Origin of the sequence: Lentilactobacillus sp. TOM.63 (assembly GCF_030361045.1) — a bacterium.
Classification (GTDB): Bacteria; Bacillota; Bacilli; order Lactobacillales; family Lactobacillaceae; genus Lentilactobacillus; species Lentilactobacillus dabitei.
Genome location: NZ_JAUCAP010000034.1, coordinates 16,514 through 30,551 on the forward strand (window position 1 = coordinate 16,514; position 14,038 = coordinate 30,551).

Below are 14,038 nucleotides of genomic sequence, written 5' to 3' on the forward strand. Positions count from 1 at the left end.
CCTTTTTTGCAATAATTAAATCCAGAAATGCAAAGAAATTGCATTTTTAAGCGTTTACAATTTCTATTGTACAAGGCAATTGGTGTTAAGTAAATCAATCGGGTATTTAGAAATTATTTAATTCAATTTTTTGTGATAACGAAAGGAGTTCCGAAGCCATGACCGTTTGCTTAACCGCTTTTTGCAATGATTGATGGTTGGTTTCTTTTTTAGGGTCTTTATGTAAGCGAATACAATTATGGGAGGATACATGATGGATCATCAAAAACAAGTTGTTCATGACGGTTGGGATGAATATGCCAACAAACAAATTTATCAAGATAAAGGCAAAATTGGGGTACTTCGCTCCATTGGCTTTGGTTCCTTCTCCTTCTTTGGAACGGCTATGCAGGGACTAGTAGGTGCTTGGTTAATGTTTTTCTACACGACTTTTTGTGGATTAACAGCCGGTCAAGGCGCCACCATTTTCCTGATTGGGCGGGTGGCCGATGCGGTTGCTTCGTTAGTTATGGGAAACATTTCTGATAATATTTATAAGTATAAACTCGGCCGTAAGTTTGGACGCCGTCACATTTTTGTTTTAATTGCTGCACCATCGGTTTTGATTGCAATCACAATGTGGGTTGCCGGAATGAATTTCTGGTACTACCTGATTACTTACTTGATTGTTACTGTGTTGATGTCAACCTTACAAATTCCATGGGAAACGTTACCTAATGAAATGACTAAGAACTTCAATGAACGGACGTTAATGTCTACAAGTCGAATGGTGATTGCTGGTATTGGTAATATGCTGACCCAATTTGTGCCAGCCCAATTATTTAAGTACTTTCCAAAATCATCACCGGAACCTTATATTCTGATGCAGGTCATTTTCTCGGTCGTAACATTCTTCCTGGTTTTGGTATCATATCGGTCAACTTGGGAGCATTTCGTTACTAAGGCAGAAGCGAAGAAGTTAGATTCGGAAGCTTTGGCTGAGAATCACGGTAAAAAGTCGACTTTAAAATCAGAGTTAAAGAATTACTTCTCAACCTTCAAAATCAGAACTTTCCGGCTGCACATGGGGGTTTACCTCAGTTCATATTTTGCAACGATTCTTTTTTCCACCGTGTTTGTTTATTACATTGTTTATGTATTAAAGATGTCGACGAGTGTTTCAGGATTCTTACAAACACTGAGCATTGTTTCAATTCCAGTAACCATTATTGCGGGATTTGCTGCAACCAAGATCACCTATCGATTCCTTTATCTGTTTGGATTTTCATTGATTTTGGTTAGTGCTATTAACTGGGCGTTCGTTGCCTTTGCTCATCCAGCTCATATGATGTGGTGGTTAGTTGGTGGCATGTCACTCTATCAAGTTGGTCTTTACATTCTGTACTTTGTTCCTTGGAATGCCTTTCCGTTCATACCTGATCTGGATACGCTAGTAACTGGGAAGAATCGTTCCGGATTGTTTGCATCCGTTATGGTCTTTGTGAACCAAATTAGCCAAGGACTTGCCGGAGTCGTTGCCGGTTACCTACTCGATTTTGCCCACTTCCGTCAATCAGCTAGTGGTGCCGTTACTCAGCCACAAAGTGCGATTAATATGATCGTTTTAATTGTATCTGGCGGTGTCGGCTTCATGATTATCTTAGCGATGATTTTTGCAAGTCGCTTCCATTTAAGCAAGAAGACCTTTAAAGTACTTGCTTCCGAATTGGTTCGATTACAAAAAGGTGGCAGTATGAAGGATGTTGATCCCCATACTAAGGCTGTGTGTGAAGACTTGACGGGGGTTAAATATGACTCAATTGATTTCTGGAAAAAGAATGATACACCCCCAACTACTAACAAATAAAAAACAAACTGAATTTAAAAATGGTAGTAATATGACAACTAAATGTGATGAGGAGATGTAAGCGTTGTTGGATAATGATTATTTTAAAGACAAAACCATCAGTTGTTTTGGTGATTCAACCACTTGGGGTGATGACAGTACAGGTGGCGGAGGAAACAAGATATCTTGGGTCGCACATTTGCAAGATATGATTCCGTTCAAAGAAGTAAACAACTGTGGCAAAAAAGGATCACGCATAGCCATGTGTGATGATCGTGATGATAGCTTTGTAGAGAGACGCTCAGTTATGAAAAAGGACTCAGATTACATCGTGGTTTTTGGGGGTGTAAATGACTTCGTTCACAGCGTTCCTATTGCTGATATTCATAGCAAGGATCAGCATACGTTTCTTGGCGCACTTAATACAATCATCAACAGTCTAAATGAGAATTATCCTGATGCGGTACTTGTTTTCATGACAGCAACCAAGAGTGTGTTTAAAAGCAGTACTAAGCATTATCCATCATCGTTTGAAAAAAATGGTGTTGGTAAGACTCAGGCTGACTACGCCTCCGCAATGATTGATATTTGTCATTATTATAGTATCCCGGTTATTGATTTATTCAATAATAGTGGTATTTCGCCATATTTAAATAATAGTGAACGATATATGCCAGATGGCTTGCATTATAGTCCACTTGGGTATAAAAAGTTGGCCCATCGAATTACTGGGCAACTCATACCATATCTGATTTAGTAGACCAGCAACTATTCTTAGGCTGCTAAATATACTTCCGTAGCGTCATAAAAATGGACAATTGAAAACGGCATGAATCCGGAAACCGATCGGACCATGCCGTTTTGATGCATTTAAAATTAAAAGTAAATTTAATCATGTTTATTGTAATGAAAGGAAGAATGTATTATGGCAGAAGAACCAACGAGTTGGAAAGAAGCCTTGAATTCAGAAAAGGAATTTCAAGATTTTATTACGAACTATTTTAAAGAACACAAAGAATTGAGTGGGTCTTATGATATTCCGTCGTATTACGAACATTATACCGTTCATCTGGATAGTCATGAGGGGATTGTAATCACATTGACAACTGGGATGAATCAAACGGGTGATACTGGCAATGCGCCAACCCCAATGCCATTCAAACAAAAAGAGGCCATGTCTATCGAAGATTTCCGTAAGTTAATCTTGCATAAAAAGTTTGCTGATCAGAACATGTCACTTGCTGATGTGTTCCAAGTAGTAGCTGGGGTACCGGACGCGAATAACTGAATCGCATAATATCCCATCAGTCTAACAGTACATTGTTAAATTGAGTTCAGATCAACAAATTGTGATTCAATTAACTACTGGGATGAACAATTCGGCTTCGCTTTCGGGCAACAATAAAAACAATGATTAATTAGAAGGGAGAAGTAATTTGGCAAATAAAGAGTTTATTATTTCGCGGGGAACTGTCGTAACTGCTTCTGATTTTAGAGATTCCGTTTTGAAGAATGCCACGATGATCCTTCAGCGGGACATTGAGCGGGTTACCACCAAAAATTCAGCTAAAAATCAAATTAAGTTAACGGTGGATTCAAACGTTGCGGTTAATGGCGATGAATTTCAAATTTCGGTCTCTGGGGATTCGGTTACGGTTGCTGCCAAAACATCATTAGGTGTCATGTATGGGGCCCTGGCAATTTCCAGAGAAGTATTGAAGATAGATGATTCCTGGTATTTCATGGATACTCTGCCAAAGAGTCAGCCATTTATCAGATGGACTAACTTTGATTCGCAGTTACCAAAATACCAAACAAAATACCGCGGCTGGTTTGTTAACGATGAACTGTTGATTCGGGGCTGGAAAGATCATGACTCCCAACGTTATGTTTGGCAACGAGTTTTTGAAACGGCCTTGCGAGTTGGCTGTAATGTAATTGTTCCAGGAACTGACGTCCAATCACAAATCAACCGCAATCCGGCCAAAGAATTTGGCTTGATGATTAATCATCACCATGCTGAACCTTTGGGTGCCAAAATGTTTGCCCGGGAATATCCTACTTTAACGGCTTCATTCACCAAGTATCCAGACCTATTTAGAAAACTTTGGCGTGATGCAATTATGGATCAAAAGGGAACCCCAACGATCTATAGTCTCGGATTCAGAGGTCAGGGTGATAAGCCATTCTGGCTGGATGACGACAGTCGCAAATGGGATGACCAAGCCATTGCTGACGTTATTAACGGCATCATCAAAGAACAATACGATATGGTCAAAAAACTTGATCCGGGTGCCCCAATGGCCCTTAATATTTACGGCGAATTAACATCCCTTTACAGTAAAGGCTTAATTGATGTGCCGGATGATATTATTGAAATTTGGGCTGATAGTGGCTATGGCAAGATGGTTTCTCGGCGTCAGAATTTGGATAATCCAAGAAACCCAGTGTTGGATGTTCCTAATCCGCGTCATCGTGAACGAGGCGTGTACTATCACGTTGCGTTCCATGACCTGCAAGCATCGAACTTCTTGGGATTATTATCAAATAGCCCAGAATTTGTTTCTGATCAACTCACCAAAGTTCGGGAAAATCATTTTGATACCCTCGAGTTAATCAATACCGGTAACATTAAGCCGCATATTCTTTTTCTTCGTGAGGCAGCTAAGTCTTGGCTGGCGGACTATCAGGCTCGCGATAATCAAACTATCCTCGAAGATTATGTCAACACGTACTATTCAGATCATCAATCAGAAATTGTTAATCTATATCAACAGTACTGGCAAGCAATTGTTCAATACGGTTCCCACCCAGATGAGACCGCCGGCGATGAATTTGCCCCTTACCTGATTCGACGAATTATCAAGGCCTGGGTCAGCCATCATGATAAGATGACTGATACTGGCTGGGTAGTTGGTGATGTGCCGGTTGGCGAAGCGGTTAAGAAGCTTAACGATATGATTGCGCCGAAATTACCCGCTTGGCAACAATTGAAAACAGCTGTCAAACAACTCTTGTTGGTTCTTAATCAACAGGATGCCAAAACCCTTTATGGTGATTTCTACTTAAGCGTCCTTTATCAAGCTAACAGTCTCAAAGCGTTGCAGTTAACCATCCAGGTTTATCAGTTAGGCCATTCGGTTAAAACCAGCGATGATTATCTACAACCATTCTTATTGGCTGATGAAGCTTATCAGACGGTTAAAGAAATTGTTTTTGCGCAAGACCATCACTTATCAACCAAATGGTATGACTTCTACAAGAATGATGGTTATGACGATATCCCATTAACTGTCAATAAGCTGAGATTTTTACGTCAGTACATCAGAGCACTTGGCGATGGGGATGATGAGGATGTCTGGGAGCGTAAGTTCATTAAAGCCCCCGCTGAAGCCAGAGTCATGACCCTCTGGACAACCAGTCGGGAGATGTCGGACGAAAAATTAGCCAAGAAGTTGCGGGAACGATTAATTGATAAACTATAAATAGTGTGTATCTGAAACTTTGTTTGAACTAGAAGAGAGGAAGGATATAGTGAAAAACGAATCAAAACCACTAACGGTTATTTCTGCAGGGCAATCTAATATTGACGGCCGGGTGCCGATTGCTGAGCTCCCTAGTCAGTATTCGTTGCCATTAAAGAATTGTCACTACTGCAGCAATTACACACCTGATCATGAAAAAGGTGTCTTTCAAGATGCCATTAAGGTCAGTGATCTTTCAGATAATCGGTGGGGGTTTGATCTAATCACGTATTACTATCTGACTCAAGTTGCCAAATATGATTTATATGTTATGAAATGCTCTGAAGGGGGCACCTCGATTGCCCCAACCGGTGAAGGTGGCCATCAGGGACACGATCACTGGACAACTGAGATTGACAAGCTGGACAGCCCAAGTAATTCGTTGCTGCTGCAGTTTAAGCACATTATTGAGGCTTGCATGAAAGCTTCAAAGCAACAGCTTGATGTCAACGCAATGATTTGGCATCAGGGTGAAGGTGATCGGTCATCGTTCTCGCAGGTAGCTGCGGATAATTACTATCGAAATCTCAAAAATGTGTTTAAAGCTTGTCGAGGATTTGTTAATAAGCCTGACTTACCAATCTTTTGTGGCACAGTTAGTCATAACTCTGAACAATACGAACCAAAAGTCGAGGCAGGTCTCTTGAAGATTGCAAAGGAAGATCCTAACGTTCATGTTGTTGACATGCAACATGGGACACTGCTTGATCAATTCCACTTCGATCCCAAGAGTAGTATTTACTTCGGTAAGGCAATTTACAATTCATTTATCGATCAAAATATTATTAAGGCGTCTCGTCTGGACATTGGCGGTTACCGGGTTTACTAATGTGACTTCAATCTTAGTCTAAGCGGCAGTTAATTATAGAATCAAAAATAATTAAAATCAGGATCTCATAGACCAGCTTTTAACTGATTCCTATGAGATCCTGATTTACTTTAGTAGCAAAATAATAGTGGAATCGGGACGATAGCTAATTTAGCTTCCCAAGTTCCTTACGAACTTCCGGTGCTTCCTGCTTACTACTGGTAAAAATAATCCGGTCATTGAGCTTTAACGGCGTGCCACCGGTTGGCCTGATAAAGCGCTTCTCGCGGTAGATTTGAGTGACGGTCATTTTTTCAATAAATGGCAAATTGCGCAGTTGAATATCGGCGTATTTTCGGTTTCGCAACGCCACTTCATAAACGCTTGATTCCGTTGACGTCATTAGTTTCATGGTAGATGGGGCTTCAATCAACGCCCGCAGCATGCTGATATTGACGTCTGGCGTATTGTAGAGTTCAACGCCTAAGCGATCCAATTCATCCTGCTTTTCGTCGAGAATATTCCGATCTTCAAAGCGGACAATCACCCGTTTAACACCATATTTCTTGGCAATCTTGGCCAGCTCGTAATTCTTCTTGGAATTAACCTGGCCCAGCACGACAATATCGGCATCAAACACGCCGTTGTTGACCATGAAGCCAGGTTCCATGTTGTCCAGCAAATCGATGGTGACTTCACTGTTAAAAGCCCGGTAATTATGCTGGTTATTGGTGTACATCGTGACGTCGTACCAACCCTTAGCTAGCTGTTGAGCTACTGGAACAGTCGTGAGATTAGTGCCGATAAAGTGAACGGTGGTCTTTTTCAAATCTTCAGCTTCAGCGGAATACAGTTTGTTGAAAATCAGTGGACCAGCGATACAGGTAATCACCGCTGCTAAAAGAAAAGCGCCGGACTGTTGACTCGTAATCCGGTGAAGATGTTGAGCCACCTGTATTGCGGCTAATACGACGGTAATAGTGGTAGCGGACATAGCGGTTCCGGCAATGGCGTTGGACGGTTTAAACCGTTTGCGCAGAATAAAATAAGCTAATGATTTGGCGAGGACATAGCCAACGAAGAGCACCGGAATCAATATCAGCGTCTGCGGACTTGAAATGAGGTGCCGCAGGTTGAGGTTGACGCCGCTCATAATGAAGAAAATTGGAATAAAGAAGCCATAACCGATGGAATCCAACCGAACTTTAGTTTCTTCGTGAGGTTCAAGCAGTTTGATGACAATTCCAGCTAAGAAGGCGCCCAGAATTCCTTCTGCACCCACCGTTTCTGCAATGGTTACCAGCGTGACGATCATGAAAAATGCCAAGCGGACGTCTAATTGAGTAGTCGATTTATTAATGCGGTCAAAGAATCTAAAGAAGGCCTTGAATCGCCAGAATAACAGTGCAGCAGCTACCAAGATCAATAAAATTAACCACAAAGATTTAGAACTGGGACTGTATGCTGAAGCGTAGAAGGTTAAGCCAACCATTGGGACGACTTCTCCGAGGGCAGCAATCAGCAGAATTGCTTGGCCAAATGGTTTACTGAGCAGTTCCTGTTCCTTCAAGCTGGCAATCACGATTCCCAATGAAATGGTCATGAATAGGATGGCCGCTAACCAAACATCAGTAAACAAGCCAGTGAGTCGTAGGCCATATCCCATCAAGATTGACATGAGCACAATCGAAAGGTAACTCAGGGTGGCCACTTTGAGAACGGAATACTTCGGTTGGTTTTGTTTGCCCTTTTCCTCAAGCGGTGAGAGGTGGGCAGGTTTGCGCTTGAACAGGCTAAAGTCAATTTCCATTCCGCTTAAGAACAATAGAAAAATGACCCCAACGTTCTGCAGAATATCCAGGGTGGGTGATGTGGCAATCCAATTAAATAGGGATGGCCCCAGAATCACACCAACGATGATTTCGACGACAGCGGTTGGTAAAAAGGTAATTTTAAATCTGGCCATTGCTAACGGGACAAACAATGCCGCCAGTAAGATGATCACTAAGGATAATTGATCCATATTGTTTCCCCTTCCCAAAATAAAAGTGAGCGGATCCAAGCGGTTAGCAACCGGAGCGTAAGTTGCCACAAGGAGAAATTCCGGGGTTGGGAATTTTTGCTTGTGGTGCTTACGTGCAGGTTGCTGCTCTGTACAGCTGTCCTAGTTAAATTGATTTCAGTCGAACAGATAACACCTTAATAGAAAGTTTCCATAAAAACAATAGAAATGATTTATTTTTTAAAATTAATTTTACGCGAATTAAGTGCAGAAATTGATAAATGAAGGTTCATATTTGAATAAAATTAGTAAGTTAGTTTAGTTGACTAACTAGCGGAAGCCAATTATCATATTAGTGATAGCGATTTCAGTTTAAATTCTGAGGGTGAACCATTATGAAAAGTTTTATTTCAATTCCGGTTGTTGAATCCGGATTATATATCTTCGGCGGCCATCAACACACGGTTCCGGGTGGGTGGAGCTTTTTTGAGCAGAAGCACCAAGCCTTTGAATTGATGTGTATTTTAAAAGGGTCGCAAACCACAACGCTTAAAGGTTTGGATCCGCTGACGTATGGACCGGGAAGTGCTCTGATTATTGCTCCCGGAACGCTCCATAATAATCGGAATGCAAGTAAAGATAAAGAAATGACCTATATTTGCTTTCATTTTAATTTTGAAAGTCTGGGCCTTAAATCCGCAATTATTAGTAATATTGCCAATACTGTGATTCCATCGGATAATCCGATTGCCAAGGCATCGATGGCGGCAGCGCTAGACATTGTGAAGTATAGCAAGGCCGTTAAGCTGACTGAAGAACAGGTTAACCTCAAGATCCAGATTCGACTGTTAGCCTATTTGTATGAGTTGACTGAACAATTGTCGGAGTTTACCAGAGAAGACCAGATTCACTTTACGGAGCGGGAAGCTAAGATTGCTCGCAAAATGGCCACATTAATTGAAGAAGGAATTGATAAGACGGAGCATAATCAATTTTCTTTTGGCGATATTTGTAACCGAATGGATATTAGCAGCGGGTATGGGCATCGGACCTTTAGAAAGGTGTATGGCATGACGCCGCTGCGATTCATTGACGAGAAAAAGTATCGTAAGGCGAAACTGTTGTTGGGATATGTGGAGTATTCGATTGAAGACGTTGCTTATATGATGGGGGCCAGCAGCATCTCCAACTTCAGCAAGCAGTTCAAAAAGTGGTCGGGAATCACCCCAAGCGAGTACCGTAAACAAATTAATCCAAAAAGAACGGTCAGGTCGGTGGTGCAGAGTGGACATTTTGAATAAGAGAGTGTCAAAAAAGGCGCTTTGATCCCAGAGTGTAAGCCAACCAGCGGTTATTCCTGGTTCTGGAATAATTGCTGGTTGGTTTACATGGCAGGGATCAGCCTTTTTTGGCACGTTTAGTAAGAGAGTGCGACTAGACCCGGGAGATGCGGAACCAAGCGGTTAACAATCGGAGTGTAAGTCGCCTTCTGGAAGAATTCCTGGGGTTGGAATTCTTCCAGAAGGTGCTTACGCGCAGATTGTTGTTTGGTGGAGCACGTTTAATCTATGTAGCAGGAAAGAGAACGTAAAAATCAAGGGTGTCAGAGCAGATTTAATCTTTGCAGCCAAGTCAAAAAGAGCATGATAATCAAGACCGTTAGGCGCAGTTTTTCTCTTCCCCCCATATATTTCATATTAACCGACCACTTTAACCACCAACCAGCAGCCATTCCTAACCCAAGCATCAGCACCAGCCAATATATTTTTTGCTGGCGCTGGTGCCTTGTTGCTTACTTTGACCCAAAATTTATAAAGATAAAATTCCAACTTTATCTTTCAAATGAAGAAAGTTATTAGCAATTCATCTGGTCACAAATTGACAAATTTCGGTTAAGAAGTAAGTTAATGTCATTTCCTGAAAGCGGATACAATAAGATTTGCAGTTAGCCGAACAATGGTGCTAATTAGGGGATTCCTTAAAGAGAACGGGTAAGATCAACTAATCATTTGCTGAATTTATAACCAACTTACACCCTGCAATTTGTTCATATTTAACCAATCAGCAAATGAAAAATTGTGATTCAGCTTGTTACTCATAAGCGAGCCTCGCTATTGGTGTCCAGACGTTCACTAACATTGTCATCTATCTTGTTATAAGCAAAGGAGAATGAAACATGGCAAGTAATGTTAATGATACTGAGACCAAACACGTTGCCGAAAAAGAATTCGCCAAGCTCTCTTGGGGTGAGCGAATTAGTTACGGTGCCGGTGATTTGGCTCAAAACTTGATTTTTGGTACGGTTGGGTCCATGCTGCTGTTCTATTTAACCACTGTATTTGGAATCTCTGCTGCCGTTGGTGCGACAATCTTTCTGGTTGTTCGTTGGATTAACGTCTTCTGGGATCCTTGGGTTGGAGCCGTTGTTGATAAGAGTAAATTTAAACGGGGCAAATATCGCCCGTTCATTCTATATTTTGGAATTCCACTGACCGTCTGCGCAGCCTTGCTGTTCTTCCCAATGGAAGCGGTTCGGGGTAATGTCATCTATGCATTTATTTCATATATGGCAACCGCATTGATCTATTCATTCGTGAATATCCCCTATGGTGCGTTGAACGCATCACTCACCCGGGATAATGATGAAGTTTCTACTTTAACAACCGTCCGGATGACCGAAGCCAACATTGGTAACTTGATGGTTTATACCTTCCTGCCACTGTTTGTTCAGTTAGCTTCTCCAGATAAGCAAATGAAAGATATCGGTTTATTCGGCCTCAAATTGAACCTTGGAAATTATGCTTCCCCTCATGCTGGTGGCGCTTATTTCTTGGTAATGTCAATTTACATGGTCATTGGCTTTGCTCTATTAATGGTGACCTACTTTGGTGTTAAGGAACGGGTATTGCCTACTGAAGAAGAAACCGATGCCGTTAAATATTCAGATTTGTTTGCTGAAATCGAGCGAAACAAACCCCTTCAAGTTCTTGGCATGTTCTTCCTGATCGGCTTTACCTTCATGTTCTTCGGTAACACGGTTTGGCCGTTCTACATGCAATATAACGTTGGTCATCCAGAATGGGTGGCTTCCATCAACTTGATTGGTTCAATTCCAGGAATCTTCTTAGTCTTCTTGTGGCCAATTGTTCGTAAAAAGATTGGTAAGAAACAATTCTTCTACATTTTCTTATCACTATTCATTGTTGGCCAACTCATCTTATGGGTATGGCAAATGCCTGCATTCAAAGATTCACCGCTACTTGGCTACCTTGGCCGTTTCTTGATGCAATGGGGAATTACCGCCGCAACTGGGTACATGTGGTCATTAGTGCCGGAAGTTGTTTCATACGGCGAGTATCAATCCAAGAAACGGGTTGCTGGAATTATCAACGCCATCATGGGCCTGTTCTTCAAGATTGGCCTTGCCCTTGGCGGGATCATTCCAGGTTACATCAACGCCTTCTTCAAATTCGATGGTGCTAAAGCCCACCAAAGCGCTTCTGCATTAATGGGAATTCAATTCTCAATGATTTGGGCCCCAATCGTGTTAGCTTTAGTCGCAATGTGGATCATGAGCCGCTACCCATTGAGTGACAAAGACGTTACGCGAATCAACTTGGAAATTGACAAGCGAAAGAGTGAAGGTCAACTTTAATTATTAGTAAGAAACAGAAAGGAAATATTGTCATGAAAATTACGAACCCAGTATTACCAGGATTTAACGCCGACCCAAGTATGATTCGCGTGGGTGACACGTACTACATTGCTAATTCAACCTTTGAATGGTTCCCAGGCGTGCGTCTCCACGAATCGAAAGATATGGTTCACTGGAAACTATTACCATCACCACTTTCGACAACGACTTTGCTGGATATGAAAGGCAATCCGGCTTCAGGCGGCATTTGGGCACCGGATCTCTCGTACGCGGACGGAAAATTCTGGTTAATTTATACCGATGTTAAGGTAACTGAAGGCGCGTTTAAGGATATGACCAATTATCTAACGACTGCCGATAACATTACCGGGCCATGGAGCGACCCAATTAGAGTCAACGGGGTTGGCTTTGATGCCTCACTATTCCATGATCAAAACGGTCGAAAATATCTGGTTCAGCAGACCTGGGATCATCGGGAATACCACCATCCATTTGATGGCATTACGCTAACTGAGTTTGATACGAAAACAATGAAATTAGATCCAAAAACGGCGCGAACGATTTATCGGGGAACCGATGTTAAATTGGTTGAAGGTCCCCATCTCTATCAAAAAGATGGCTACTATTATCTGTTCGCTGCCCAAGGTGGAACGGTCTTTACCCACCAGGAAGTTGTGGCCCGCTCTAAGACCCTGGATGCCGATTCATTTGAAACGGAACCGGATGGCCCATTTATCACGAACTTTGATACACCTGATCTTGAAATTCAAAAGCAGGGCCATGGGGCATTGGTTAATACGCCAGGTGGTGAGTGGTATTATGCTTCATTAATGGCTCGCCCATGGAACCATGAGAATGAATCTGCCTACGATCCTCGTGGCTGGAGTACTTTAGGTCGAGAAACATCTATTCAAAAAGTTGAATGGGATGACCAAGGCTGGCCACGGGTTGTCGGTGGTCACGGTGGCCAAGTTGAGGTGGATGCCCCCAAAGATGCCATTGAGACGGACGCACCACTAGACCATTCGCGGCACGATGAGTTTGATTCAGATACGCTGGACTACGATTGGAACACATTACGGGTGCCATTCACTGATCACATGGGCTCGTTTGGTGACGGTCACTTGAAGTTAGTGGGACACTTCTCACTCGCAAGTAATTTCGATGTTTCAATGATTGCCAGTCGTTGGCAAGCCTTCAACTTTGATGCTGAGACTAAGGTCAAATTTGATCCGTTTACTTATCAACAGATGGCTGGCTTGACTAACTTCTATAATGACAAGCACTGGTCATGGATCTTCGTTACTTGGGATGAAAAGAAGGGCCACGTGATTGAGGTGGCTGAAAATAATCGAGGCAACTATACGTCTTATCTAAAGGATGATGCCATTCAGATCCCGGATGGGGTTGAGTATGTTTGGTTCAAGACCAAAGTTCGCAAGCAAAGTTATACCTACGAGTATTCATTTGATGGTGAAACTTGGCATGAGGTACCGGTCACTTTGGATGCAGCTGTCTTATCAGATGACTACGTCCTTCAAACCTATGGCGGCTTCTTCACCGGCGCATTTGTGGGACTGGCAGCGGTTGATTATTCAGGTTACGATCAAGTGGCAACGTTTGATTACTTTGATTATAAGGAAAAGTGAGCGGAGTAAAGCGGTTAGAAACTGGAACCTAAGTCTCCTTGTTCAGAAATCCCGGGTTTTGGGGATTTTTGAACAAGGTGCTTAGGTGTAAGTTTCTGCTTTACGCAGCTGTCCTAGGAAAAGTGAGCGAGTCCAAGCAGATTAAAAAAATAGATGCATTAAAATAATGAATAGCAGTACTTTGTGGGATTAAAATCTCGTTCAATTTTCAAATTTTGCTGCCTGTGCTTGGACCGTTGCAGGAAAACCGGTTATATTATTTCCGATTGAAGTTTGTTCGAGTTGTGAATTGAATAATGGATGATGGATCCGCTGCTGGCGAGAATCGTTGCTGGTAGCGGATTTTTTGGTGGCGAAGATTTTCTTGATAACCAATTTATTAATACTTATTTATATAAATGTGATAAAAAGCCAAGAATTATAATTATTTATTAATAATTGATGTGGTAAAATACAACTGTTGTGTTTGTTGAACGAACATAATAATTAAATATAGAGCCTGATTTATTCATAAAAATACACAAAATACCCATCAAACACATGTTTCACGCGTTTGATGGGTATTTTGCATTTTC

General features: G+C 41.9%; 9 protein-coding genes. 8 read left to right on the top strand and 1 reads right to left on the bottom strand.

The annotated features are described in order from the left end of the window. The first annotated feature begins 253 nt into the window (after positions 1–253). The 5 genes from QUF07_RS08000 to QUF07_RS08020 all read left to right on the top strand — a co-directional run bounded on the left by QUF07_RS08000 (position 254) and on the right by QUF07_RS08020 (position 6,178). On the top strand, positions 254–1,846 hold the full coding sequence (locus QUF07_RS08000) for an MFS transporter (RefSeq protein WP_289427152.1): 1,593 nt from the start codon (positions 254–256) through the stop codon (positions 1,844–1,846). 64 nt (positions 1,847–1,910) lie between these two features. Continuing rightward, entirely contained in the window at positions 1,911–2,582 is a 672-nt protein-coding gene (locus QUF07_RS08005; RefSeq protein WP_289427153.1) for an SGNH/GDSL hydrolase family protein, read from the top strand. Between the two features lie 168 nt (positions 2,583–2,750). Next, positions 2,751–3,113 carry a hypothetical protein gene (locus tag QUF07_RS08010; protein WP_289427154.1) on the top strand — a complete coding sequence of 121 codons (363 nt, stop codon included), beginning with the start codon at positions 2,751–2,753 and terminating at the stop codon, positions 3,111–3,113. A gap of 148 nt (positions 3,114–3,261) precedes the next feature. Continuing rightward, positions 3,262–5,310, top strand: coding sequence for a glycosyl hydrolase 115 family protein (locus QUF07_RS08015; protein WP_289427155.1), 2,049 nt, complete (start codon positions 3,262–3,264; stop codon positions 5,308–5,310). A 49-nt stretch (positions 5,311–5,359) separates the two neighbouring features. Continuing rightward, positions 5,360–6,178: a sialate O-acetylesterase gene (locus QUF07_RS08020; protein ID WP_289427156.1), complete on the top strand. Its 819-nt coding sequence runs from the start codon at positions 5,360–5,362 to the stop codon at positions 6,176–6,178. 145 nt (positions 6,179–6,323) lie between these two features. Here the strand turns inward: QUF07_RS08020 and QUF07_RS08025 are convergent, their stop codons facing one another. Then, positions 6,324–8,180 (bottom strand): cation:proton antiporter family protein, encoded by a 1,857-nt coding sequence (locus tag QUF07_RS08025; protein WP_289427157.1) that lies wholly within the window; start codon positions 8,178–8,180, stop codon positions 6,324–6,326. A 374-nt stretch (positions 8,181–8,554) separates the two neighbouring features. On the opposite strand from QUF07_RS08025, the gene QUF07_RS08030 reads away from it, so the two are divergent. The 3 genes from QUF07_RS08030 (at position 8,555) to QUF07_RS08040 (ending at position 13,463) form a co-directional block, all read left to right on the top strand. Further along, positions 8,555–9,460: a helix-turn-helix domain-containing protein gene (locus QUF07_RS08030; RefSeq protein ID WP_289427158.1), complete on the top strand. Its 906-nt coding sequence runs from the start codon at positions 8,555–8,557 to the stop codon at positions 9,458–9,460. A gap of 875 nt (positions 9,461–10,335) precedes the next feature. Continuing rightward, positions 10,336–11,814, top strand: coding sequence for an MFS transporter (locus QUF07_RS08035; protein WP_289427159.1), 1,479 nt, complete (start codon positions 10,336–10,338; stop codon positions 11,812–11,814). A gap of 32 nt (positions 11,815–11,846) precedes the next feature. Beyond that, positions 11,847–13,463 (top strand): glycoside hydrolase family 43 protein, encoded by a 1,617-nt coding sequence (locus QUF07_RS08040; protein ID WP_289427160.1) that lies wholly within the window; start codon positions 11,847–11,849, stop codon positions 13,461–13,463. Positions 13,464–14,038: the final 575 nt, after the last annotated feature.

Coding starts and splice junctions, on each gene's coding strand:
- QUF07_RS08035 (WP_289427159.1), top strand. CDS start 10,336: ATGGCAAGTAATGTTAATGATACTGAGACCAAACACGTTGCCGAAAAA.
- QUF07_RS08010 (WP_289427154.1), top strand. CDS start 2,751: ATGGCAGAAGAACCAACGAGTTGGAAAGAAGCCTTGAATTCAGAAAAG.
- QUF07_RS08030 (WP_289427158.1), top strand. CDS start 8,555: ATGAAAAGTTTTATTTCAATTCCGGTTGTTGAATCCGGATTATATATC.
- QUF07_RS08040 (WP_289427160.1), top strand. CDS start 11,847: ATGAAAATTACGAACCCAGTATTACCAGGATTTAACGCCGACCCAAGT.
- QUF07_RS08025 (WP_289427157.1), bottom strand. CDS start 8,180: ATGGATCAATTATCCTTAGTGATCATCTTACTGGCGGCATTGTTTGTC.
- QUF07_RS08000 (WP_289427152.1), top strand. CDS start 254: ATGGATCATCAAAAACAAGTTGTTCATGACGGTTGGGATGAATATGCC.